The organism is Pseudomonas sp. Os17, from assembly GCF_001547895.1.
Taxonomy (GTDB): Bacteria; Pseudomonadota; Gammaproteobacteria; order Pseudomonadales; family Pseudomonadaceae; genus Aquipseudomonas.
The window spans coordinates 6,629,002-6,649,419 of sequence record NZ_AP014627.1 but is presented as its reverse complement, the minus strand read 5'-3'; the positions used below and the strand labels follow the sequence as shown (position 1 = coordinate 6,649,419).

The window sequence follows — 20,418 nt, the reverse complement described above, 5'->3', positions numbered from 1 at the left end:
TTCAATCGGCGCCGGGACGATAGTGCAGCGCCTCTGCCAGATGGTCGCGACTGATGCTTGCCACCTGCTCCAGGTCGGCCAGGGTCCTGGCCACCTTGAGCAGGCGGTGAGCGGCGCGCAACGACAGGTTCAAGCGTTCGCAGGCCGCTTCCAGCCAGTGCTCGTCGGCTGTGGATAACTGGCAATGGCGCCGCAGGCCGGGCAGGTCGAGAAAGGCATTGGCACAGCCCTGGCGCTGGCCTTGCAGCTGGCGTGCCCGGGCGACTCTGGCGGCGGCTTCGGCGCTGTCGTTGCCCGGTTGTGGCCTGGGGTTGAGGGCGGTGGCCTCGCGGGCCACGGTCAGGTGCAGGTCGATGCGATCGAGCAGCGGGCCGGACAACTTGTTGCGATAGCGCTGGATCTGTTCCGGCGTGCAGCGGCAGCGTCCGCTGGGTTCGCCAAGGTATCCGCAGGGGCAGGGGTTCATCGCCGCGACCAGTTGGAAGCGTGCCGGGAACTGCACCCGGTCGCGGGCCCGGGAGATGATGATCTGCCCGGACTCCATGGGCTCGCGCAGGACCTCCAATACCTTGCGATCGAACTCCGGTAGCTCATCGAGAAACAGCACGCCGTGATGGGCCAGGGTGATTTCCCCGGGTTGGGGTTTGGAGCCGCCTCCGACCAGCGCCGCCCCCGAAGCCGAATGATGAGGCTGACGAAACGGCCGCTGGGGCCAGTGGCGCAGGGGCGTGTGGCTGGTCACCGATTGAATCGCCGCCACTTCCAGGGCCTCGTCCTCCTGCAAGGGGGGCAACAGGCCGGGCAGGCGGCTGGCCAGCAGGGTCTTGCCGGTGCCTGGCGGGCCGCTGAACAGCAGGTTGTGGGCACCGGCCGCGGCGATCAGCAAGGCGCGCTTGGCGGCGAGCTGGCCCTGTACTTCGCGAAGATCGGGGTAGGGGGAGTGGCTCTGTGTCAGGCCGTCGCTGATGTAAGGCGCTATCGGTGCCTGGCCGTTGAGATGGGCCACGGCTTGCAGCAGATGCTCGACCGCGATCACCTCCAGGCCACTGGCCAGGCAGGCTTCTTCGGCATTGGCGCGGGGCACCAGCAGGGTGCGTCCGGCGTCGCGCGCCGCCAGTGCGGCAGGGAGTACGCCGCGCACCGCCCTTACTGCTCCGGACAGCGCCAGTTCCCCCAGGCATTCGATGTTGTCCAGGGCCTGCGCCGGTACTTGCACGCTGGCGGCGAGGATGCCCAGGGCGATGGCCAGGTCGAAGCGCCCGCCATCCTTGGGCAGGTCCGCCGGAGCCAGGTTGAGGGTGATGCGGCGCGCGGGGAAATCGAACCCGGCGTTGAGAATGGCGCTGCGCACCCGGTCCTTGCTTTCCTTGACTGCAGCTTCCGGCAGGCCCACCAGGGTCAGGCTTGGCAAGCCATTGGCCAGGTGCACTTCAACGCTGACCGCCGGTGCCTGCACGCCGACCTGGGCACGGCTGTGAATGATCGCCAGGGACATGGGGAGTTCTTCCTTGAGACAGCGGAACCGCTTCCTGCGGGGCTGCTGCAAGGATAGATGAGGGGGGTGGCGGCAGAGCTGCCTGAATGGGCACAGGATATGTCGCCGGCGTTGCGGCCTTGGTTGGCCAGTCGGCGCCTGCCGCACGGGGCTGCAGGAGCCGGCTTGCCGGCGAACCGGCGGTTCAGCTCAGTCTTGTGCCGGATTCAGCCGCGCTTCCAGTTCCGCCACTTTGGCTTCGAGGCTTTCCAGGCGCGCGCGGGTGCGGGCCAGGACCACCATCTGGCTGTCGAATTCTTCCCGGCTGACCAGGTCGAGCTTGCTGAAGCCGCTTTGCAGCAGGGCCTTGAGTTGGCTTTCGATTTCGTTGCGGGGCAGGGGCGTGTCACCGCTGAGCAAACGCGAGGCGTGGCCGCTCAGGGCATCGAGAAGGTCTTTGGGCGCGAGCATGGGAGAGTCCTGAATTGCAGTCGGCCCGCAGTGTATCACGCAGCAACAGCGCTCCAGGCGAGCCTGGGTTGCACGTTTTTCGCGCATCCGGCCGGGCGCCGACGCACTGTTTTTGTGCGTATGCCGGGCCCGGTTTTCCGGTATTCGCCGCCAGCGCCAGGCAAAGGACTGAAATCACTGAATTTTCCCGAGCTGGCAAGCTTTCTGCTTAGACCCTGGTGACCCATGCACTGATGCAGTCGCTGTGACGAATGCAGTGCGGCAGCCTGCGCGGGGGGTGTTTCGTCAGGAGCGGTTAGCTGGCGTCGGTCTGGCTGAGTAAGGCCGACGATGCGTTACAAAGCCAGGCACTGCGCTTAGACTTGAGTCGGGTTTGTTTTCCTGGGGCAAGTCCACCAATTCGGGAGAGAGTTTCATGAAGCTAGTCACTGCCATCATCAAGCCGTTCAAGTTGGACGACGTGCGCGAGTCGCTGTCCGAAATCGGCGTGCAGGGCATTACCGTTACTGAGGTCAAAGGCTTCGGCCGGCAGAAAGGTCACACCGAGCTGTATCGCGGTGCGGAGTACGTGGTGGATTTTCTGCCCAAGGTGAAGATCGATGTCGCCATTGACGACAAGGATCTTGACCGGGTTATCGAGGCGATAACCAAGGCCGCCAACACCGGCAAGATCGGTGACGGCAAGATCTTCGTGGTCAATCTGGAACAGGCTATTCGCATCCGTACCGGCGAAACCGATACCGACGCCATCTAAGCCGCCAAACCCAACGCCCCAGGAGAAAACAATATGACTCTGCGTAAATTCGCAGGGCTAGGAGCCCTGTTGTCCCTCGTAATGCCTGGCCTGGCCTTGGCGGCAGATCCGGTGCCCCCTCCAGTGCTTAACTCCGGCGACACCGCGTGGATGCTGACCTCCACGGCCCTGGTGCTGTTCATGACCATCCCCGGGCTGGCGCTGTTCTACGGCGGCATGGTGCGTTCGAAAAACATTCTTTCCGTGATGATGCAGTGCTTCGCCATCACCGGTCTGGTCACTGTCCTGTGGTTCATCTATGGCTACAGCATGGCGTTCGATACCACCGGGATGGAAGCTGGCGTCGTCAATCTCAATTCCTTCGTGGGCGGCTTGTCCAAGGCCTTCCTGGCGGGTGTCACCCCGGCCAGCCTGACCGGCCCGGCGGCGTTGTTCCCCGAGGCGGTGTTCGTCACCTTCCAGATGACCTTCGCCATCATCACTCCGGCACTGATCGTCGGTGCCTTCGCCGAGCGGATGAAGTTCTCCGCGATGCTGATCTTCATGGGCGTCTGGTTCACCCTGGTGTACGCGCCAATTGCCCACATGGTCTGGAGCGGTCCGGGTTCTCTGCTGGGCGACTGGGGCGTGCTGGACTTCGCCGGCGGCACTGTGGTCCACATCAACGCCGGTATCGCCGGGCTGGTGGCCTGCCTGGTGCTGGGCAAGCGCAAAGGCTTCCCGACCACGCCCATGGCGCCGCATAACCTGGGCTACACCCTGATGGGCGCGGCCATGCTGTGGGTCGGCTGGTTCGGTTTCAACGCCGGTTCCGCGGCGGCTGCCAACGGCACCGCCGGCATGGCCATGCTGGTCACGCAGATCGCAACGGCTGCCGCCGCCCTGGGCTGGATGTTTGCCGAGTGGATGACCCACGGCAAGCCAAGCGCGCTGGGCATCGCTTCGGGCGTGGTGGCCGGCCTGGTCGCCATCACTCCGGCCGCCGGTACCGTGGGCCCGATGGGTGCGCTGATCATTGGCCTGGCGGCAGGTGTGGTGTGCTTCTTCTGCGCCACCAGCCTCAAGCGCAAGCTGGGTTATGACGACTCCCTGGATGCCTTCGGCGTTCACGGCATCGGCGGTATTCTCGGGGCGATCCTCACCGGCGTGTTCGCTGCACCGTCCCTGGGCGGCTTCGGCACCGTCACCGATATCGCGGCACAGGTCTGGATCCAGGCCAAGGGCGTCGGCTTCACCGTGATCTACACCGCGATCGTCACCTTCATCATCCTCAAGGTCCTGGATGCGGTCATGGGGCTGCGTGTCACCGAGGAAGAAGAAGCGGTCGGCCTCGACCTGGCGCAACACAACGAGCGTGGTTACAACCTGTAATCGCGTGGGGAAAAAAGCCCGGCTCCGGCCGGGCATTTTTTTGCCTGACGTTTGTCATTGAAAAATGGCTGAAAGGATTTTCTGACAAGCATTGGCGTGTTTGCCGTGGCGATTTCCAGCAGGACAAATGCTTACACTAAAGCAGGATTATTCGGCGCTTTGTTTTTTCACTGAGCGCGCTAGAATGCGCGCCGAAGCGTGGAGATCGGTATGTGGCAGCAGACCCTGATTACCTTGCGGGCCAGGCCCCGGGGCTTTCACCTGGTGACGGACGAGTTGCTCGCCGGCCTGCCCGAGTTGAGGGCGTGTCGGGTTGGTCTGCTGCATTTATGGCTGCAACATACCTCGGCCTCGTTGACCATCAACGAGAACGCCGATCCGGCGGTCCGGCGTGACTTCGAACGTTTCTTCAACACCCTGGTGCCTCAAGGCATGGCCGGGTACGAACATAACGACGAAGGCGAAGACGACCTTCCGGCGCACTTCAAGGCCAGTTTGCTAGGCTGTCAGCTGACTTTGCCGGTAGCGGCGGGACGCTTGGCGCTAGGCACCTGGCAAGGTGTTTATCTGGGCGAGCATCGCGATCATGGCGGTGCTCGCAAAGTCCTTGCCACCCTGCAGGGTGATAGGGCATAAGCCGCTGAGTATCAGTGGACGTTGATTTTTTTCCGGCGGCCTTCGACAGTCGGCGCAGCTGGGCTATAACTAATCTGCTTTTCGCAAGTCATGAGGTAGAACATGAGCGACGATGATCTGGAAAACGACGACCTCGAAGTAGGTGACGAAGACGATACCGAAGAAGGTCTTGAAGCGGCCGCCGACGATGTGGTGGAAGACGATGGCAGTGATGTTCCTGCTCCGACCGCCAAAGGCAAGGCCAAGGCTGCCGTTTCGGTAGACGAGCTGCCGAGTGTCGAAGCCAAGAACAAGGAGCGTGATGCACTGGCGCGTGCCATGGAAGAGTTCCTGGCCCGTGGCGGCAAAGTGCAGGAAGTCGAGGCCAATGTGGTCGCCGATCCGCCCAAGAAGCCTGATAACAAGTACGGCAGCCGGCCTATCTGAGCCTTGCTACTTGCTTGCTGAAAAAGCCCGCCGTCGCTGCGGGCTTTTTCATGGAAGAAAGACAGGCAGCGGCAAGTTACGAGCTGCAAGCTATAAGTTCGAGGCTTGAGGCTGCGGCGGCCAGCCGCCTATTTCCAGCTGGCCAGCAGTCGTGGCAGTTCAATCAGGCTGCGGATCTCGGCATCTGGTGCGCGCTCGGCTTCCCAGGTCTTGCCGCTGGGATTGAACCAGATCGCGCGCAGGCCCGCCTGCTGGGCGCCGGCAATGTCGTCGCCCGGGTGATCGCCGATATGCACGGCGGTATCGGCCGTTGCGCCACCGCGCTGCAGGGCTTCATGGAACAGTCGGGCATCCGGTTTGGCGACCCCGATGTCTTCGGCGCACAGGGCGAACTTGAAGTAGTCCGCCAGGCCCAGGCGGCGCACGTCGGCATTGCCGTTGGTGACCACCCCCAGGGCGAAGTGATTGGCCAGGGCTTCCAGGGTCGGCAGCACCTCGGGAAAGATCTCCAGTTGATGCCGCGCGTGCAGGAATACTTCGAAGCTCTGATCGGCCAGCTGGCTGGCTTGACTGTGCTCGTACCCAGCCTCTTCCAGGGCATGGAACAGTACCTGGCGGCGCAGGGCGCTGATTCGGTACTTGAGGTGCGGTTGTTCGAGCAGCACGCGTTCGCGAATGCTCCACAGATGCTCCACCGGCACGCCGCCGAGATTCGGTGCATGCTCGGTCAGCCACTGACGCAGGGTGGCCTCGGCGCTGACGATCACCGGGGCGGTGTCCCAGAGGGTGTCATCAAGGTCGAAGGTGATCAGTTTGATGGTCATTACTCACCGCCTTTGTTGCGTTTGGCCCGAGGGTGGGCGCTGTCGTAGACCGCTGCCAGGTGCTGGAAGTCCAGGTGGGTGTAGATCTGTGTGGTCTTGATATCCGAGTGCCCGAGCAACTCCTGCACGGCACGCAGGTCCTGGGAAGACTCCAGCAGGTGGCTGGCAAAGGAATGACGCAGCATGTGCGGATGCAGGTTCTGCCCCAGCTCGCGCTCTCCGGCGGCCTTGACCCGCAGTTGGATGGCGCGCGGCCCCAGGCGCCGGCCCTTTTGACTGACGAACAGGGCGCCGTCCGGCGGGTTGCTCAGAGCACGCAGCGGCAGCCACAGTGCCAGGGCCTCCCGGGCTTTTTTGCCCACGGGCAGCACGCGGGTCTTGCTGCCCTTGCCCAGGACCTGCACCAGCCCGTCCGCCAGATCCAGTTGCTCGAGGTTCAGGCTGGTCAGTTCGGAAAGACGCAGCCCGCAGGAGTAGAACAGCTCCAGGATCGCCTGGTCGCGATGGGCCAGGAAGTCATCCTCCACTGCGCCATCGAGCAGCTGCAGGGCGCGATCGGTGTCCAGGGTCTTGGGCAGGCGGCGCTCGCCCTTGGGCGGCGCCAGGCCGTTGGCCGGGTCGTGATCGCACAGCCCTTCGCGGTTCAGGTAGTGATAGAGCCCGCGCACCGCGGACAGCAGGCGGGCCAGGCTGCGGGACGACTGACCCTGCTGGTGCAGACGGGCAATCATGCTGCGCAGGCCCTGGACATCCAGGTCGGTCCAGCTGCGAACCTGCTGTTTCTCGCAAAACCCCAGCACCTTGTCGAGATCGCGTCGATAGGCCTGCAGGGTGTGGGGCGACACCTGGCGCTCACTGCGCAGGTGTGCGCAGTAGGCATCCAGTTGCTGCTGCATGGTCAGCGTACCGAGCGCAGCGAGTGGGTGAAGCGCGGCAGGACCCGGCCGGTGACTTCGGCGATGTAGTTGAGGAACAGGGTGCCGACCGAGCTCTTGTAGTGCTGCGGGTCACGGCTGGCGATGGCCAGGACTCCATGCAGGCCCTGATGCGCCAGAGCGACCACCGCGGTGGAGCCGATCTGCTTGCGCTGTTCTTCGCCGAAGAGGAAGTCCAGTTCATGTTCGCGCAGGCTGCCGCTGACACTCTTGCCTTCCGAGAGCAGGCCGCCGATGGCGCCCTGGGCTTCGGCGGCCGAGACCCAGCGACCCACCGGCATGGCGTTGTCGCTGAACAGGATCAGGCTGACGAAGGGTACCTGGAAGTCCTGGCGCAGGCTGTCCTCGACACTCATGACCACTTCTTCCAGGCTGCTGGCGTCCATCAGCGCCAGAATCAGGCGGCGGGTCTTGTCGAACAGGCGGTCGTTGTCCCGGGCCACGTCCATCAGTTGCGACAGGCGGTGGCGCATCTCGATGTTGCGCTCGCGCAGGATCTTCATCTGTCGCTCCACCAGCGACACGGTATCGCCGCGCTGGTGGGGAATGCGCAAGGCCGGGAGCAGCTCGTCGTGGTCGACGAAGAAGTCCGGATGGGCCTCCAGGTACGCAGCGACGGCGGCTGCGTCCAGCTCGGCAGAAGGCACTGGGTCGGGCTTTGCGGCGGGAGCCTGGGGCTGATCAGTCATGGGTTTCGCTCACTTAAAGACGCACCTGTCCTTCGTATACGCGTACTGCCGGGCCGGTCATCATCACCGGTTGGCCTGGACCTGCCCATTCGATGGACAGGCGCCCGCCTGGCAGGTCGATCAATAGTGGCGAATCCATCCACCCCTGGCTGATCGCGGCCACTGCAGCTGCGCAGGCACCGGTGCCGCAGGCCTGGGTTTCCCCGGCACCGCGTTCCCAGACCCGCAATTGCGCGCGCTGACGGTCCAGCACCTGGAGAAAACCGACATTGACCCGCGCCGGGAAGCGCGGGTGATGCTCGATCTTCGGCCCCAGCTCGTGCACCGGCGCGCTGTTGATGTCATCCACCCGCAGCACGGCGTGCGGGTTGCCCATGGACACGGCGGCCAGCTCGACCTGGACGCCATCGACGTCCAGCGTGTAGCTGTTGGCCTGGGCCGGTGCCTGGAACGGGATATCCGCCGGCACCAGGCGTGGCGCCCCCATGTTGACGCTGATCTGACCGTCGTTGCGCACGTCCAGTTCGATCACGCCGCTCTTGGTCTCGACGCGGATCTGGCGCTTGGTGGTCAGGCGCTTGTCCAGCACGAAGCGGGCGAAGCAACGGGCACCGTTGCCGCACTGTTCCACTTCGGAACCATCGGAGTTGAAGATCCGATAGCGGAAATCCACGTCCGGGTTGCTCGGGGCCTCGACGATCAGCAACTGATCGAAGCCGATCCCGGTGTTGCGATCACCCCATTGCTTGGCGTGCTTGGGCAAAATATGCGCGTGCTGGCTGACCAGGTCGAGAACCATGAAGTCATTGCCCAGGCCGTGCATCTTGGTAAAACGCAGCAGCATGGTCTTACTCCGGCAGCAGGCTTTCGCCAGCGAATAACTCGGCTACCGTCTCGCGGCGACGCACTTCAACAGCCTGGTCGCCATCGACCAGCACTTCAGCGGCACGGCCGCGGGTGTTGTAGTTCGAGCTCATGACGAAACCATAGGCGCCAGCGGAATGCACCGCCAGCAGGTCGCCCTCGGCCAGGGCCAGCGAGCGTTCCTTGGCGAGGAAGTCGCCGGTTTCACAGATCGGGCCGACGATGTCGTAGGTACGGGGTTCGGCGTCGCGTGGTTGCACGGCGCTGACGTCCATCCAGGCCTGGTACAGCGCCGGGCGGATCAGGTCGTTCATGGCCGCGTCGACGATGGCGAAATCCTTGTGTTCGGTGTGCTTGAGGTACTCGACCCGGGTCAGCAGCACGCCGGCGTTGGCGACGATGAAACGGCCCGGTTCGAACACCAGGGCCAGGTCGCGGCCATCCAGGCGCTGGCGCACCGCCTTGACGTAGTCGGCGGCCAGCGGCGGCTCTTCGTCGCGATAACGCACGCCCAGGCCACCACCCAGATCGATGTGGCGCAGGTAGATGCCGCACTCGCCAAGGCGATCCACCAGGTCCAGCAGGCGGTCGAGGGCGTCGATGAAGGGTTCCAGGGTGGTCAGTTGCGAGCCGATATGGCAGTCGACCCCGACGATATCCAGGTTCGGCAGTTGCGCGGCGCGGATGTACACATCCTCGGCCGTGGCAATGTCGATGCCGAACTTGTTTTCCTTGAGCCCGGTGGAGATGTAGGGGTGGGTGCCGGCGTCGACGTCGGGGTTGACCCGCAGCGAGACCGGCGCGCGAACTCCCAGCTCGGCGGCGACCTGTTGCAGGCGCTCCAGTTCTTCGGCGGATTCGACGTTGAAGCAGTGGACGCCGACTTCCAGGGCGCGACGCATGTCGTCACGGGTCTTGCCGACACCGGAAAAGACGATCTTGTCGGCCTGGCCACCGGCGGCCAGGACCCGCTCCAGTTCGCCCCGGGAGACGATGTCGAAACCGGCGCCCAGGCGGGCCAGGACATTCAACACGCCCAGGTTGGAGTTGGCCTTTACCGCGAAGCAGACCAGATGTGGCATGCCGGCAAGTGCCTCGGCATAGGCCAGGTACTGGGCCTCGATATGCGCTCGGGAATAGACGTAGGTCGGCGTGCCGAAACGCTCGGCAATGGCGGACAGGGCTACGCCTTCCGCGAACAGCTCACCGTCGCGGTAGTTGAAAGCGTCCATGGTGAGCCCTTAGTAGGTGTCGTGCTTGTGCGACTTCGATTGCGACTTGGCCTGCTCTTCAGGGGATTTGCTGTCATCAGGCAGATACAGCGGGCCTTTCTGGCCACAGGCAGTAACAAGGCAGGCAACCGCGACGAGCGCAGCAAGGGAAGAGATCAGGCGCTTCATGGCGAAATCCTTGAGAATGCGTAAATTGCGCCCGAGTATACCGGCCACCCGGCAGCTTGCCTATGCAGCGTAACTCCCGTCCAGCGGGCCTTTGCCAGGCCCTGTTCAGGGGCTTTGGATGGCTGGCGGCGCAATGGACGTCGCATTTGTCCGCCTGTTCGGTATCCTTTGCATTCGCCGGGGAGCGCCCGTATCTTGCGGCGCTTGAGCGTGAGTAGACACTATTCGAGGTTCCCGCAATGAGTTTGACCGAAGCCCGTTTTCACGACCTGGTGGACGCTACCCAGCAGACGCTGGAGGATATTTTCGATGAGAGCGACCTGGACATCGACCTGGAAAGCTCGGCCGGTGTGCTCACCGTCAAGTTCGACAACGGCAGCCAGGTGATCTTCAGCCGCCAGGAACCTCTGCGCCAACTGTGGCTGGCGGCCCGATCCGGTGGTTTCCACTTCGATTACGACGAGGAAAGCGAGCGCTGGATGTGCGACAAGAGCGAGGAGCAGTTGGGCGAGATGCTGGAGCGTATCGTCTTCGAACAGGCGGACATCAAGCTTGAGTTCGAAGGGCTCTGAGATCGTGACCGAGCCCGCTGCCGTGCGCCCGCCCAAGCCCCTCTACAGCAACGTCAGTCCGGCGGTGAGTTCGCCGTGTATCAGCCTGTGCCGTCTCGATGAGCAGAAGGTCTGTCGCGGTTGCTTTCGTCATGTCGAGGACATTCGCGAGTGGCGCTCGGCCGATGATCAGCGTCGGCGAGTGATCTGCGCCCAGGCGTTGCTGCGCAAGCAGAGCGTGGCCGCGGAGGGACTTTAGGTTCGTACTCGTACGGTTTGTTTATTCAGTGTGCTGTGATAGTGTCCGGCTTCGCCTCGCTACATCGAGGCCGGTGAGAACCCCGTCTTATTTGGCGGGGTTTTGCTTTTTTGTGCAGAAAAAATAGGAGTCAGCCAGGATCATGAGTACTGCACCATCCATCATCCTTACCCGCCTTGACGTGCAACGTCTGGAGCGTCTGATCGACAGCCTGGACGACTCGCTGCCAGGCGTCATCGCACTGCAAACCGAGTTGGATCGTGCCGAAACGCTGGTGGGTCACGATGAAGTTCCGGCCGGTGTCGTCACCATGAATTCGCGTGTGCACTGCCGTGAAGAAAGCAGCGGCAAGGACTATCACCTGACTCTGGTTTATCCACAGGACGCCAATGCCGACGAGGGCAAGATTTCGATCCTCGCGCCAGTGGGCAGTGCCTTGCTGGGCCTGCAGGTCGGTCAATACATCGACTGGCCGGCCCCGGGCGGCAAGACCCTGAAGCTGACGCTGCTGGAAGTGGAATACCAGCCGGAAGCCGCCGGCGACTACCACCTCTGATAGCGGCTAGACCTGCTCGAGCGCGTCATTCAGCGCGCGCTCCAGGCTGGCCTTGTAACGCAGGTAGAGAATGCTCGGACTCTGTCCATCACCGAGCAGGCCGGACAGGTCCAGGTCGGTGATGTAGCAGCGATAGCGCTGCGGTTCGCGGCGCTGGGCGACGATGTCCTGAGCCACTGCGCCAAACAGCTGATCGCCATATTCCAGCTCGGAAAACTCCCGTTGATTGCAGTACAGCGAGACTTGCACCTGACCCGGTGCGGCCTTGCCGATGATCGCCTGCACGTCATAAAAAGCCTTGTCGACCGGCGTCGGCGGTGCCGGGCGCGGCTCAACCCGGCGTGCCCGGCCGCTGCCCGAGGGCAATACCTGAAAGTAGAGTGTGTCCAAAGGTTTCTCGCCTGGGTTGCTGCTCATCGGCAACAGCGCATCGCGACGGTAGAGAATCGACTGCAGGAAACGCTGCAGTGGCACCAGCAGGCTGTGCTCGTCGTGATAGGGCAGGGTCTGCTGCCACAGGGCATTGTGCTCGTCGAGCAGATACAGCTCGGCCTGCTCGTCGACGATTCGGTAGAACACCTGGATGCAGCCCGGCTGGCCCATGGGCAGGATCAGCGCCAGGTCGTGATCTTCCAGGGCCATCGGGTCCAGGTGCAGGGGGCTGTAGCAGGCCTGTTCCTGGCCCAGGTATTCCAGCAGTGCGGCAGGATTGGCCATGGCCTGGTGCCGTACCTGGCCAGCCACCAGTTCCAGGACGTGATAGTGCTGCTGCACCTGGATCAGGTAGCGGTAGTTGAGCTGGCTGAGCAACAGGTGCTGCGCGGTTTCGAACAGCTCCTCTACCCGCCGGGCGATGAATTGCGCGCGGTTGTGGCAGAAGCAGCGGACCCTGAGGCGCGGCTGGGGCCCGGCAGGCAGGCTGTTCAGGTAATCGCGCAGGCAATCGAGCAGTGCATGCTCGGCGTCGTAGCGGTCGACCATGACCTCGTTCCAGCTATTGAGGGTGACCTGATCCAGGGTCAGCACCAGATTCTCCCGGACCCCGGCATAGCTCAGGGAGTCGGTGCGTTCGGTGGTCATGAGGATGTTCAGGTCGCGGTGATGCTTGAGGGGGTCGACTCCGACGTTCACCAGAATCAGTACTTCGCTGGGGACGCTGGCGTGCAGTAGCTGGTCTTCGTCCGCCGTGGCCAGTGGCAGGGCCACCGTCTGCTGCAGGCTGCCCAGCAGGTTGAACAGTTCGAACTCGCTCAGATCGCTGCTGCCAGGGTGCAAGGCCAGGCGCGTACTGCTGTCGATCACTCCGTTGCGATGACACCAGGTGAGCAGCTCCAGCAGTTCCCGGCTGCGCTTGATCGGGGCGAAATGTTCCCATTCCAGTGCGGTCAGGTTGCCGTTGTACAGGCCCCAGTAGGTTTGTCCCGGTTCTTTCTTGTTCGGCGACTGCACCAGGGTCAGGGTGTCTTCCGCGAGGTCCGGGGCGATGCCGGGATTGATGAACTCGATCTTCCCGGCCTTGCGTTCGAAGGCGGCGTACAGGCGTCGGCCCAGCACGTTCAAATCACGCTTGTTGATCAGGCTGGCGGCCTGTTCGGTGCGGGCGAACTGGGTCAGGAAGCGATAGCTGTAGTTGAGCTCGTTGACCAGGGCCCGGCGTTCGCTGCTGACCTGGCGCACCTTCCATTGGCTGCGGCTGTCCAGCAGGGCCAGCTGGCGCTGATCCCAGCCCCACTCGCTGGCCAGGCGCTCCAGCAGGGCCCGCTGCCAGTTCGGGCTGCGGGCGCCATTGCCATGGGTGAGCTTGCGATTGACCTTGAGGTACAGGCTGCGTCTGACCAGCTCCAGGCGTTCCGGTTCTCCCCGGGCCTTGAGGTACTCCTCGATGCGTCGGTAGACCACGATGTAGGGGTCGAGCTCGTCCAGGTCCAGGCGGTTGGCGAACACCGCCTGCTTGAAGCGCAGGCTCAGGCACTGAACCCTGGGATGCTCGCTGGCATAGACCTCGATCAGCAGCAGCTTGAGTACCGACTTGTAGGGAGACTCGATGCCCTTGAACAACTGCCAGAGTCCGGCCCCGATGAACTCGCCGGGCGGAATGCGTGCCATGTGGCCCAGGTCCAGATTCTCTTCGGCGGGTACGAAGCGCTTGGAGAGCAGGGTGTGGATGTAGCGCTCATAGCGGGACTCCTCGTACACCGGCACCAGCCACCACAGCGGCGTGCGTCCGGCCAGCCAGATGGCGGTGCGGTAGAACTCGTCCAGCAGCAGGTAATGCTGGGTGGTGCCGCAATCATCCGAGCTGAGCTGGGTGTCGCGTTCGCCGCGGACAAAGCGGCTGGGGTCGATCAGGAAGAAATGAGCTTCGGCGCCCTGGCTGGCAGCCCAGGCTTCCAGCAGCTGGCATTTCTTCTGCAGTTCGGCCAGCTCGGTTTCACTCAAGTCTGCGGCGTGGCAGACCCAGACATCCATATCGCTCTGGTCGGCCTGGGCCAGGGTGCCCAGGCTGCCCATGAGAAACAGACCGTGAATCGGCCGCGGCGGGTTGCCATGGCGCGGCTTGTAGGAAAAGGATCGGGTCAGGCGCTGGGCTTCGGCCAGGGCCTGCGGATCGGGTTCATAGTTGGACAGCCCCGCCGGGGTAGCGCCGGAGACATAGCCGGGCAGCAGCGGGTGATTGACGTGAAAGAACAGCGGCAGCAGGTTGAGGACCAGTTGCTGGCGTGCCGACAACCCCTCCATTGCCCGAGCCAGGCGTCCTTGATTGACAGTAAGGAAGCGCGTGCGCAGTCGACTGAGAACCTTGCGATCGATTCCTTCATCCAGAACGGGACGGATTTCATGGGTATGGGGCATTTCAAGCGGAGCTCGAAGGTGACGGGGTTCGGAACGGCAGCAGTTTAGCGTCAGACAGGGCCGAGTCTTAAGCTCAATTTATTTTTTTGACGCCAGTTTTCTAGCGTATTGGCGGGAGGGTGCCTACGGAATCCGACAGACGGGAACCCCGCAGGCCGAGGAACGATGTTCAGGCGGTTTCTTTGACGCTCAGGATGGTCAGCAGGCCTTGGGCGTGCTCGGCGGCGTCGCGGCCAAGACTGGTCAGGTAGCCTCCATCGGCTTGGGTAATCAGTTCTTTGTCGAACAGGCGTTGGGCAGCGGCAATGGCGGAAGGGGCAGCGGTCTGATGGATTTTCAGGCCTTCCTGGGAGTTGTCCAGATTGAAGAGTGCAAGGATTTCCAGTTCGGCAACCAACTCAGGGGTATACGACATAAGGACTCCAGACTTTCTAGGAATGAGAGGTCAGCGTTCCTAAGGTGACCGCAGAACGGCGGCGTGTCCAGCGTTCGCTGAGGACTTTTGTACCTGGGGGTGGCGGTGTTTGGCCGCAGGGTGCCTGCAGTGTAGTCGGGGCGGGAGCGCGGCGCCGGAGCGTTGCGGCGGGCAGCGCTCCGGTGCTGCGGGCTCAGGACTTCTCGGGCGGCAGTTGCGGCAGGGCGCGCAAGGCGGCTTCGTACCATTGGGTATCGAAGGCGCGGTCTTCCTCGAGAATCGCGTCGATCTCGATGGCCAGGACGTGAGCCATGAGATTGAGGATTTCTTCCCGTTCGTAACCCACCAGGGTCAGTTTGTTGAACGTGGCTTTGGCTGCTGGCGGGTTGTCACTTTCGATCTGGTTTTCGATCGCTTCGATCAGGGTGTTTTCGGCGAACTCTTCTTCGTCGTTGTCGATATCGGTTGGCTCGCTCATGGCAGGCTCCTCAAGGAAAGGTCGCCAGTTTACTCGTATTCAGGGTGGTGATGCTGCTGGCCAGAAGTGCATTGGGCTTCTATAAAAAATGCTGCCAACCCCCTGCACGGCCTGGAGGCTATGTGATGCTCAAGCTTTGCGGTTTCTCTGTCAGCAACTACTACAACATGGTCAAGCTGGCGTTGCTGGAGAAAGGCCTGCCTTTCGAAGAGGTGCCTTTTTCCGGTGGCCAGACTCCTGAGGCATTGGCCATCAGTCCACGGGGCAAGGTTCCGGTGCTTGAGGTCGAGCAGGGGTACCTGAACGAAACCAGTGTGATTCTCGAATACCTGGAGCACACCCAACCAGGTCGGGCGCTGTTGCCCAGCGATCCATACCAGCGTGCCCAGGTGCTGGCGCTGGCCAGGGAGATCGAACTGTATATCGAGCTGCCGGCGCGGGCCTGTTACCCCGAGGCGTTCTTCGGTATGTCGGTGGCCCCGGCGATCCAGGAAAAGTCCAAGGCTGAGTTGCTGCTAGGGTTTGCCTCCCTGGCGCGGCACGGCAAATTTGCGCCTTATGTGGCCGGCGACAGCCTGAGTGTGGCGGATCTGTATTTTCTCTACAGCGTGACCCTGGCCCGGGCGGTCGGACACAAGCTGTTCGGGGTGGACTTTCTGGAGGGGATGCCGGCGGCGAAAGCCTTGCTGGAGCGCCTGGAACAGTTGCCCAATGCCCAGCGAGTAGCAGCGGATAGAGAGGCGGCGATGCCGCAGTTCCTGGCCATGGTGGCGGCCAGGAAGTAGCGTCGCTCAAGGTGGCGCGGGTGACTGGTGAGCCTGCTGATGCAGCAGGCTCACCGGCGACGGCCTAGCGACTGGCCAGCAAGGCCTGTCCGCGAACCACGGCCGCCCGGACCTGGGCCGGTGCGGTGCCGCCGATGTGGTTACGGGCATTCACCGAACCTTCCAGGGTCAGCACGGCGAACACGTCCTGCTCGATCTGGTCGCTGAACTGGCGCAGTTCATCCAGGCTCATTTCTGCCAGGTCCTTGCCGGTTTCCACGCCGTACTTCACCGCGTGGCCGACGATTTCGTGGCAGTCGCGGAATGGCAGGCCACGGCGCACCAGGTAGTCCGCCAGGTCGGTGGCGGTGGAGAAACCGCGCAGTGCCGCTTCGCGCATGATGGCGTGCTTGGGCTTGATGGCCGGGATCATGTCGGCGAAGGCCCGCAGCGAGTCGCGCAGGGTGTCGGCGGCGTCGAACAGCGGTTCCTTGTCTTCCTGATTGTCCTTGTTGTAGGCCAGGGGCTGGCCCTTCATCAGGGTCAGCAGGCCCATCAGTGCGCCGAACACCCGGCCGCTCTTGCCCCGCACCAGTTCCGGTACGTCGGGGTTTTTCTTTTGCGGCATGATCGAGCTGCCGGTGCAGAAGCGGTCCGGCAGATCGATGAACTGGAATTGCGCGCTGGTCCACAGCACCAGTTCTTCGGAGAAGCGCGACAGGTGCATCATTGCCACGCTGGCGGCGGCGCAGAATTCGATGGCGAAATCGCGGTCCGAAACGCTGTCCAGGGAGTTGCCGCCCACGGCTTCAAAGCCCAGTAGCTGGCAGGTCAGCTCGCGATCGATCGGATAGGTGGTGCCGGCCAGTGCGGCGCTGCCCAGGGGCATGCGGTTGGTGCGCTTGCGGCAGTCCACCAGGCGCTCGTAGTCACGGCTGAGCATTTCGAACCAGGCCAGCATGTGGTGGCCGAAGGTCACGGGCTGGGCAGTCTGCAGGTGGGTGAAGCCCGGCATGATGCTTTCGGCCTCGCGCTCGGCCAGCTCCAGCAGGCCTTTTTGCAGGCGGGTGATCTCGGCCAGGATCAGGTCGATCTCGTCCCGCAGCCACAGGCGGATGTCGGTGGCCACCTGATCGTTGCGGCTGCGACCGGTGTGCAGCTTCTTGCCGGTGATGCCGATGCGATCGGTGAGGCGCGCCTCGATGTTCATGTGCACATCTTCAAGGTCCACGCGCCAGTCGAAGCTGCCGGCCTCGATCTCGCCCTGGATGGTCTTCAGGCCGTCGATGATGCTGTCGCGCTCGGCGTCGGTGAGCACGCCGACCTTGGCCAGCATGGTGGCGTGGGCGATGGAGCCCATGATGTCGTGGCGATACAGGCGCTGGTCGAAAGTGACAGAGGCGGTGAAGCGGGCGACGAAGGCGTCGACGGGTTCACTGAAGCGGCCGCCCCAGGACTGATTGGTCTTGTCAGTGCTCATGAATTCGCTCGTGATCTGCTGAAGGAAGATGGCGTGAAAAACAGGCGCCGATGATAACAGGGTTGCCTCGGCTGTCGCTGGCACTGGTCGGCAGCTTTTTTCTTCGGGGCGCCGCCGCATGGCTTGTCGCCGGTCATGAGGGCGCAGAGACTGGCACCGGGACAATCCGTGGCGCGTCAGGGGCAGGAAGCCTTGAGTGCGGAAGGTGATATCGATCAAACGATATTTGTCGATTGAGCAATATCGTCTTGGCAACCGTCTACAGTTGGACAGGAGGACCGGCACAATTGCGTAACACCCCCTCGCGTGTTCGCAGTGGGCCTGTCCATCGAGTTCACACCGCGCAGGTCCTGGCAATCCGCCCATGAAACGAGGCGGGTGCGGACAAGGTGGACGCCGACCACAGTCACGAGGGGGGCTTTGTGTTGAATACCAGCATTCCCTGCGGCACCGTCGCGCAGCCACCGACCTTGGGCGGTATCGGGCAGGTACGGGTAAATATTGGTGCCCGACTTGCGGCACTTTTTGGCCTTCGCACTAGTCTTAGCGTGGATCGCGGTGACGGACGTCACTCCACCTGTCTACGCTATCCTTGTGCGAGACTCACGCAGGAATCCAGCGCAATATGAATGTCCTGATCGTTGATGACGAACCCCAAGCCCGCGAGCGCCTGAGCCGGATGGTCAGTGAGCTTGAGGGGTACAGTGTCCTGGAGCCCAGCGCCACCAATGGCGAAGAGGCATTGAGCCTGATCGACAGCCTGAAGCCGGATATCGTATTGCTCGATGTCCGCATGCCGGGTCTGGATGGGCTGCAGGTTGCCGGTAAATTGTGCGAACGCGAGACGCCTCCGGCGCTGGTGTTTTGTGCGGCTCCGGATGAATTCGCCCTTGAGGCCTTCAATGCCAGTGGCGTCTGCCATCTGGTCAAGCCCGTGCGCCCCGAGCTGTTGCTCGAAGCGTTGAAAGCGGCCGAAAAGCCCAACCGTGTGCAACTGGCGGCCCTGACTCGGCCGGCAGCGGAAAGCGGCAACGGTCCGCGTAGCCACATCAGCGCGCGAACACGTAAGGGTATCGAACTGATTCCCCTGGCTCAGGTGGTGTATTTCATTGCCGACCACAAGTACGTGACCTTGCGTCACGAAAGTGGCGAAGTGCTTCTGGACGAACCCTTGAAGGCCCTGGAAGACGAATTCGGTGATCGCTTTGTGCGTATTCACCGCAATGCATTGGTGGCCCGCGAGCGGATCGAGCGCCTGCAACGAACGCCGCTGGGGCATTTCCAGCTGTACCTCAAGGGGCTCAATGGCGATGCCCTGATCGTCAGCCGGCGCCACGTAGCGGGCGTGCGCAAGATGATGCAACAGCTCTAGCGCGCTCGTTTGCTCGCTTATCAAGGCAGGCCCGGCGTCGGGAGGACGCTGCGTTTCTGATACAAGTCAAAGCTGCTTTGGCTGAGCTGTTATTATCTGCCGTATCTATTCAGTACGGATTGATCCATGTCCTCTCGCGAAATCCGCATCGCTACCCGCAAAAGTGCTCTGGCCTTGTGGCAGGCCGAATACGTCAAAGCCCGTCTGCAAGAGGCCCATCCGGGCCTTGTCGTGACCCTGGTGCCCATGGTCAGCCGCGGTGACAAACTGCTGGACTCGCCCCTGTCGAAAATCGGCGGCAAGGGGCTGTTCGTCAAGGAGCTGGAAACCGCACTGCTGGAGAACCAGGCCGACATCGCCGTGCACTCGATGAAGGACGTGCCCATGGACTTCCCCGAAGGTCTGGGCCTGTTCTGCATCTGTGAGCGCGAAGATCCGCGCGACGCCTTTGTCTCCAATACCTACGAAAGCCTTGAACAGTTGCCGCCAGGCAGCGTCGTGGGCACCTCCAGCCTGCGCCGCCAGGCCCAGTTGCTGACCCGTCGCCCCGACCTGCAGATCCGTTTTCTGCGGGGCAACGTCAATACCCGGCTGGCCAAGCTGGACGCCGGCGAATACGACGCCATCATCCTGGCTGCAGCCGGTCTGATCCGTCTGGGATTCGAAGAGCGCATCAGCTCCTCCATCAGTGTCGACGATAGCCTGCCTGCCGGTGGCCAGGGCGCGGTCGGCATCGAATGTCGCAGTGCCGACACTGAAATCCACGCTCTGCTGGCCCCTCTGCATCATGCCGATACCGCCATCCGGGTCACGGCCGAGCGCGCGCTGAACAAGCACCTCAACGGTGGCTGTCAGGTGCCGATCGCCTGTTACGCGGTGCTCGAAGGCGAACAGATCTGGCTGCGCGGCCTGGTGGGCGAGCCTAGCGGCGGCCTGCTGCTCAGCGCCGAAGCCCGTGGGCCTAGAGCATCTGCCAGCGAGCTGGGGGTGCAAGTGGCGGACGACCTGCTGGCCCAGGGCGCCGATGAGATCCTGCGCGCGGTGTACGGCGAGGCGGAGCAAGAGTGACCGGCTGGCGCCTGCTGCTGACCCGGCCGAGCGAGGATTGTGCTGCACTGGCAGCGATCCTGGCCGACGCCCAGGTGTTCAGCAGCAGCCTGCCGTTGCTGGAGATTCAGGCCTTGCCCGTCACTGACGCGCAACGCGCAACCCTGCTTGAACTGGATCGTTACTGTGCGCTGATCGTGGTCAGCAAGCCGGCGGCCCATCTTGGCCTGAAACTGCTGCGCGCCTATTGGCCAGAGCCCCCGTCCCAGAGCTGGTTTACCGTGGGCGCCGGAACCGGGCAGATCCTTGCGGACGCCGGTTTGCAGGTGTTCTATCCACAGGCGGGGGATGACAGTGAAGCCTTGCTTGCCCTTCCCCAATTGCGCGAGGCTATCTGCCGGCCCGATCCCCGGGTGCTGATCGTGCGTGGCGAGGGTGGTCGTGAGCTGCTCTCTGAGCGCTTGCGCGACCTAGGTGCTAGTGTCGATTATCTGGAACTCTACCGCCGGTGCCTCCCGCGTTACGCCGAGGATGCGCTGTTGCGCAAGATTGCGGGGGAACGCTTGAACGGGCTGGTGGTCAGCAGTGGACAGGGTTTCAGCCATTTGCTGCAGCTGGCCGGAGCGGACTGGCCGCAGTTGGCGCGGATACCGTTGTTTGTTCCAAGCCCCCGGGTCGCCGACATGGCACGTGCCGCCGGGGCGGAAAAAGTTGTGGATTGTCGCGGCGCCAGTGCCGCGGCTTTGCTAACGGCGTTACGGGAGCAACCCGTGCCCGTTCTCTAACGCAAAGGATGGAT

At 63.0% G+C, this 20,418-nt stretch carries 23 protein-coding genes; 11 read left to right on the top strand and 12 right to left on the bottom strand.

What is annotated here, in order from left to right; all coding sequences use genetic code 11:
* Position 1: 1 nt before the first annotated feature.
* Both POS17_RS29565 and POS17_RS29560 read right to left on the bottom strand, forming a co-directional pair.
* Entirely contained in the window at positions 2 to 1,495 is a 1,494-nt protein-coding gene (locus tag POS17_RS29565) for a YifB family Mg chelatase-like AAA ATPase (protein ID WP_060841691.1), read from the bottom strand.
* Between the two features lie 189 nt (positions 1,496 to 1,684).
* Positions 1,685 to 1,945: an accessory factor UbiK family protein gene (locus POS17_RS29560; RefSeq protein ID WP_060841690.1), complete on the bottom strand. Its 261-nt coding sequence runs from the start codon at positions 1,943 to 1,945 to the stop codon at positions 1,685 to 1,687.
* A gap of 415 nt (positions 1,946 to 2,360) precedes the next feature.
* On the opposite strand from POS17_RS29560, the gene glnK reads away from it, so the two are divergent.
* The 4 genes from glnK (at position 2,361) to sutA (ending at position 5,132) form a co-directional block, all read left to right on the top strand.
* Positions 2,361 to 2,699 (top strand): P-II family nitrogen regulator, encoded by a 339-nt coding sequence (gene glnK, locus POS17_RS29555; RefSeq protein WP_002555808.1) that lies wholly within the window; start codon positions 2,361 to 2,363, stop codon positions 2,697 to 2,699.
* Between the two features lie 33 nt (positions 2,700 to 2,732).
* Positions 2,733 to 4,070 carry an ammonium transporter gene (locus POS17_RS29550; protein ID WP_060841689.1) on the top strand — a complete coding sequence of 446 codons (1,338 nt, stop codon included), beginning with the start codon at positions 2,733 to 2,735 and terminating at the stop codon, positions 4,068 to 4,070.
* Positions 4,071 to 4,280: 210 nt separating this feature from the next.
* Positions 4,281 to 4,706, top strand: coding sequence for a secondary thiamine-phosphate synthase enzyme YjbQ (locus tag POS17_RS29545; RefSeq protein WP_060841688.1), 426 nt, complete (start codon positions 4,281 to 4,283; stop codon positions 4,704 to 4,706).
* A gap of 102 nt (positions 4,707 to 4,808) precedes the next feature.
* Positions 4,809 to 5,132 carry a transcriptional regulator SutA gene (gene sutA / locus POS17_RS29540; RefSeq protein ID WP_016965454.1) on the top strand — a complete coding sequence of 108 codons (324 nt, stop codon included), beginning with the start codon at positions 4,809 to 4,811 and terminating at the stop codon, positions 5,130 to 5,132.
* Between the two features lie 128 nt (positions 5,133 to 5,260).
* Here sutA and POS17_RS29535 read toward each other — a convergent pair whose 3' ends face one another.
* Genes POS17_RS29535 through lptM form a run of 6 tightly spaced genes read right to left on the bottom strand, consistent with a single transcriptional unit; the run spans position 5,261 to position 9,844 of the window.
* Positions 5,261 to 5,956, bottom strand: coding sequence for an HAD family hydrolase (locus POS17_RS29535; protein WP_060841687.1), 696 nt, complete (start codon positions 5,954 to 5,956; stop codon positions 5,261 to 5,263).
* A complete protein-coding gene (xerC, locus tag POS17_RS29530) occupies positions 5,956 to 6,852 on the bottom strand; it encodes a tyrosine recombinase XerC (protein ID WP_060841686.1) in 897 nt (298 codons plus the stop codon). Before xerC ends, POS17_RS29535 begins: the two co-directional genes overlap by 1 nt.
* A 2-nt stretch (positions 6,853 to 6,854) precedes the next feature.
* Positions 6,855 to 7,580, bottom strand: coding sequence for a DUF484 family protein (locus POS17_RS29525; RefSeq protein ID WP_060841685.1), 726 nt, complete (start codon positions 7,578 to 7,580; stop codon positions 6,855 to 6,857).
* Positions 7,581 to 7,593: 13 nt separating this feature from the next.
* The gene (dapF, locus tag POS17_RS29520; RefSeq protein WP_047306595.1) at positions 7,594 to 8,424 is read right to left on the bottom strand and encodes a diaminopimelate epimerase; all 831 of its coding nucleotides are present in this window, start codon (positions 8,422 to 8,424) and stop codon (positions 7,594 to 7,596) included.
* Positions 8,425 to 8,428: 4 nt separating this feature from the next.
* Complete coding sequence (gene lysA / locus POS17_RS29515) at positions 8,429 to 9,676, bottom strand: diaminopimelate decarboxylase (protein ID WP_060841684.1); 1,248 nt, start codon at positions 9,674 to 9,676, stop codon at positions 8,429 to 8,431.
* A gap of 9 nt (positions 9,677 to 9,685) precedes the next feature.
* A complete protein-coding gene (gene lptM, locus POS17_RS31395; RefSeq protein WP_082729310.1) occupies positions 9,686 to 9,844 on the bottom strand; it encodes an LPS translocon maturation chaperone LptM in 159 nt (52 codons plus the stop codon).
* Positions 9,845 to 10,083: 239 nt separating this feature from the next.
* Between lptM and cyaY the strand changes: the two genes are divergently transcribed.
* The 3 genes from cyaY (at position 10,084) to rnk (ending at position 11,210) form a co-directional block, all read left to right on the top strand.
* Positions 10,084 to 10,416 (top strand): iron donor protein CyaY, encoded by a 333-nt coding sequence (gene cyaY, locus POS17_RS29510; protein WP_060841683.1) that lies wholly within the window; start codon positions 10,084 to 10,086, stop codon positions 10,414 to 10,416.
* 4 nt (positions 10,417 to 10,420) lie between these two features.
* On the top strand, positions 10,421 to 10,654 hold the full coding sequence (locus tag POS17_RS29505) for a DUF1289 domain-containing protein (protein ID WP_016966946.1): 234 nt from the start codon (positions 10,421 to 10,423) through the stop codon (positions 10,652 to 10,654).
* A gap of 142 nt (positions 10,655 to 10,796) precedes the next feature.
* Positions 10,797 to 11,210, top strand: a complete 414-nt coding sequence (gene rnk, locus POS17_RS29500; protein WP_011064182.1) for a nucleoside diphosphate kinase regulator — start codon at positions 10,797 to 10,799, stop codon at positions 11,208 to 11,210.
* 6 nt (positions 11,211 to 11,216) lie between these two features.
* On the opposite strand, the gene POS17_RS29495 is transcribed toward rnk, so the two are convergent.
* The 3 genes from POS17_RS29495 to POS17_RS29485 all read right to left on the bottom strand — a co-directional run bounded on the left by POS17_RS29495 (position 11,217) and on the right by POS17_RS29485 (position 14,956).
* Positions 11,217 to 14,063: a class I adenylate cyclase gene (locus tag POS17_RS29495; protein WP_060841682.1), complete on the bottom strand. Its 2,847-nt coding sequence runs from the start codon at positions 14,061 to 14,063 to the stop codon at positions 11,217 to 11,219.
* Positions 14,064 to 14,232: 169 nt separating this feature from the next.
* Complete coding sequence (locus tag POS17_RS29490) at positions 14,233 to 14,478, bottom strand: TIGR02647 family protein (protein ID WP_016966944.1); 246 nt, start codon at positions 14,476 to 14,478, stop codon at positions 14,233 to 14,235.
* Between the two features lie 193 nt (positions 14,479 to 14,671).
* Positions 14,672 to 14,956: a hypothetical protein gene (locus POS17_RS29485; RefSeq protein WP_060841681.1), complete on the bottom strand. Its 285-nt coding sequence runs from the start codon at positions 14,954 to 14,956 to the stop codon at positions 14,672 to 14,674.
* A gap of 125 nt (positions 14,957 to 15,081) precedes the next feature.
* Here POS17_RS29485 and POS17_RS29480 point away from each other — a divergent pair, with 125 nt between their 5' ends.
* Entirely contained in the window at positions 15,082 to 15,741 is a 660-nt protein-coding gene (locus tag POS17_RS29480) for a glutathione S-transferase family protein (RefSeq protein ID WP_060841680.1), read from the top strand.
* 64 nt (positions 15,742 to 15,805) lie between these two features.
* Here POS17_RS29480 and argH read toward each other — a convergent pair whose 3' ends face one another.
* Positions 15,806 to 17,200 (bottom strand): argininosuccinate lyase, encoded by a 1,395-nt coding sequence (gene argH, locus POS17_RS29475; protein ID WP_060841679.1) that lies wholly within the window; start codon positions 17,198 to 17,200, stop codon positions 15,806 to 15,808.
* Between the two features lie 625 nt (positions 17,201 to 17,825).
* Here argH and POS17_RS29470 point away from each other — a divergent pair.
* From POS17_RS29470 to POS17_RS29460, 3 genes are all read left to right on the top strand, one after another.
* Complete coding sequence (locus POS17_RS29470) at positions 17,826 to 18,572, top strand: LytR/AlgR family response regulator transcription factor (protein ID WP_060841678.1); 747 nt, start codon at positions 17,826 to 17,828, stop codon at positions 18,570 to 18,572.
* 126 nt (positions 18,573 to 18,698) lie between these two features.
* The gene (gene hemC / locus POS17_RS29465) at positions 18,699 to 19,640 is read left to right on the top strand and encodes a hydroxymethylbilane synthase (protein ID WP_060841677.1); all 942 of its coding nucleotides are present in this window, start codon (positions 18,699 to 18,701) and stop codon (positions 19,638 to 19,640) included.
* Positions 19,637 to 20,404 (top strand): uroporphyrinogen-III synthase, encoded by a 768-nt coding sequence (locus POS17_RS29460; protein ID WP_060841676.1) that lies wholly within the window; start codon positions 19,637 to 19,639, stop codon positions 20,402 to 20,404. The genes hemC and POS17_RS29460 overlap by 4 nt, the downstream gene beginning before the upstream one ends.
* Positions 20,405 to 20,418: the final 14 nt, after the last annotated feature.

What these genes read in the sequence shown, in the direction of transcription:
- xerC (WP_060841686.1), bottom strand. Translation starts at nt 6,852, where the DNA reads ATGCAGCAGCAACTGGATGCCTACTGCGCACACCTGCGCAGTGAGCGC.
- hemC (WP_060841677.1), top strand. Translation starts at nt 18,699, where the DNA reads ATGTCCTCTCGCGAAATCCGCATCGCTACCCGCAAAAGTGCTCTGGCC.
- POS17_RS29470 (WP_060841678.1), top strand. Translation starts at nt 17,826, where the DNA reads ATGAATGTCCTGATCGTTGATGACGAACCCCAAGCCCGCGAGCGCCTG.
- rnk (WP_011064182.1), top strand. Translation starts at nt 10,797, where the DNA reads ATGAGTACTGCACCATCCATCATCCTTACCCGCCTTGACGTGCAACGT.
- POS17_RS29535 (WP_060841687.1), bottom strand. Translation starts at nt 5,956, where the DNA reads ATGACCATCAAACTGATCACCTTCGACCTTGATGACACCCTCTGGGAC.
- POS17_RS29495 (WP_060841682.1), bottom strand. Translation starts at nt 14,063, where the DNA reads ATGCCCCATACCCATGAAATCCGTCCCGTTCTGGATGAAGGAATCGAT.
- POS17_RS29565 (WP_060841691.1), bottom strand. Translation starts at nt 1,495, where the DNA reads ATGTCCCTGGCGATCATTCACAGCCGTGCCCAGGTCGGCGTGCAGGCA.
- POS17_RS29550 (WP_060841689.1), top strand. Translation starts at nt 2,733, where the DNA reads ATGACTCTGCGTAAATTCGCAGGGCTAGGAGCCCTGTTGTCCCTCGTA.
- lysA (WP_060841684.1), bottom strand. Translation starts at nt 9,676, where the DNA reads ATGGACGCTTTCAACTACCGCGACGGTGAGCTGTTCGCGGAAGGCGTA.
- POS17_RS29545 (WP_060841688.1), top strand. Translation starts at nt 4,281, where the DNA reads ATGTGGCAGCAGACCCTGATTACCTTGCGGGCCAGGCCCCGGGGCTTT.
- POS17_RS29490 (WP_016966944.1), bottom strand. Translation starts at nt 14,478, where the DNA reads ATGTCGTATACCCCTGAGTTGGTTGCCGAACTGGAAATCCTTGCACTC.
- POS17_RS29480 (WP_060841680.1), top strand. Translation starts at nt 15,082, where the DNA reads ATGCTCAAGCTTTGCGGTTTCTCTGTCAGCAACTACTACAACATGGTC.
- POS17_RS29560 (WP_060841690.1), bottom strand. Translation starts at nt 1,945, where the DNA reads ATGCTCGCGCCCAAAGACCTTCTCGATGCCCTGAGCGGCCACGCCTCG.
- POS17_RS29525 (WP_060841685.1), bottom strand. Translation starts at nt 7,580, where the DNA reads ATGACTGATCAGCCCCAGGCTCCCGCCGCAAAGCCCGACCCAGTGCCT.
- POS17_RS29485 (WP_060841681.1), bottom strand. Translation starts at nt 14,956, where the DNA reads ATGAGCGAGCCAACCGATATCGACAACGACGAAGAAGAGTTCGCCGAA.
- lptM (WP_082729310.1), bottom strand. Translation starts at nt 9,844, where the DNA reads ATGAAGCGCCTGATCTCTTCCCTTGCTGCGCTCGTCGCGGTTGCCTGC.
- dapF (WP_047306595.1), bottom strand. Translation starts at nt 8,424, where the DNA reads ATGCTGCTGCGTTTTACCAAGATGCACGGCCTGGGCAATGACTTCATG.
- argH (WP_060841679.1), bottom strand. Translation starts at nt 17,200, where the DNA reads ATGAGCACTGACAAGACCAATCAGTCCTGGGGCGGCCGCTTCAGTGAA.
- cyaY (WP_060841683.1), top strand. Translation starts at nt 10,084, where the DNA reads ATGAGTTTGACCGAAGCCCGTTTTCACGACCTGGTGGACGCTACCCAG.
- glnK (WP_002555808.1), top strand. Translation starts at nt 2,361, where the DNA reads ATGAAGCTAGTCACTGCCATCATCAAGCCGTTCAAGTTGGACGACGTG.
- sutA (WP_016965454.1), top strand. Translation starts at nt 4,809, where the DNA reads ATGAGCGACGATGATCTGGAAAACGACGACCTCGAAGTAGGTGACGAA.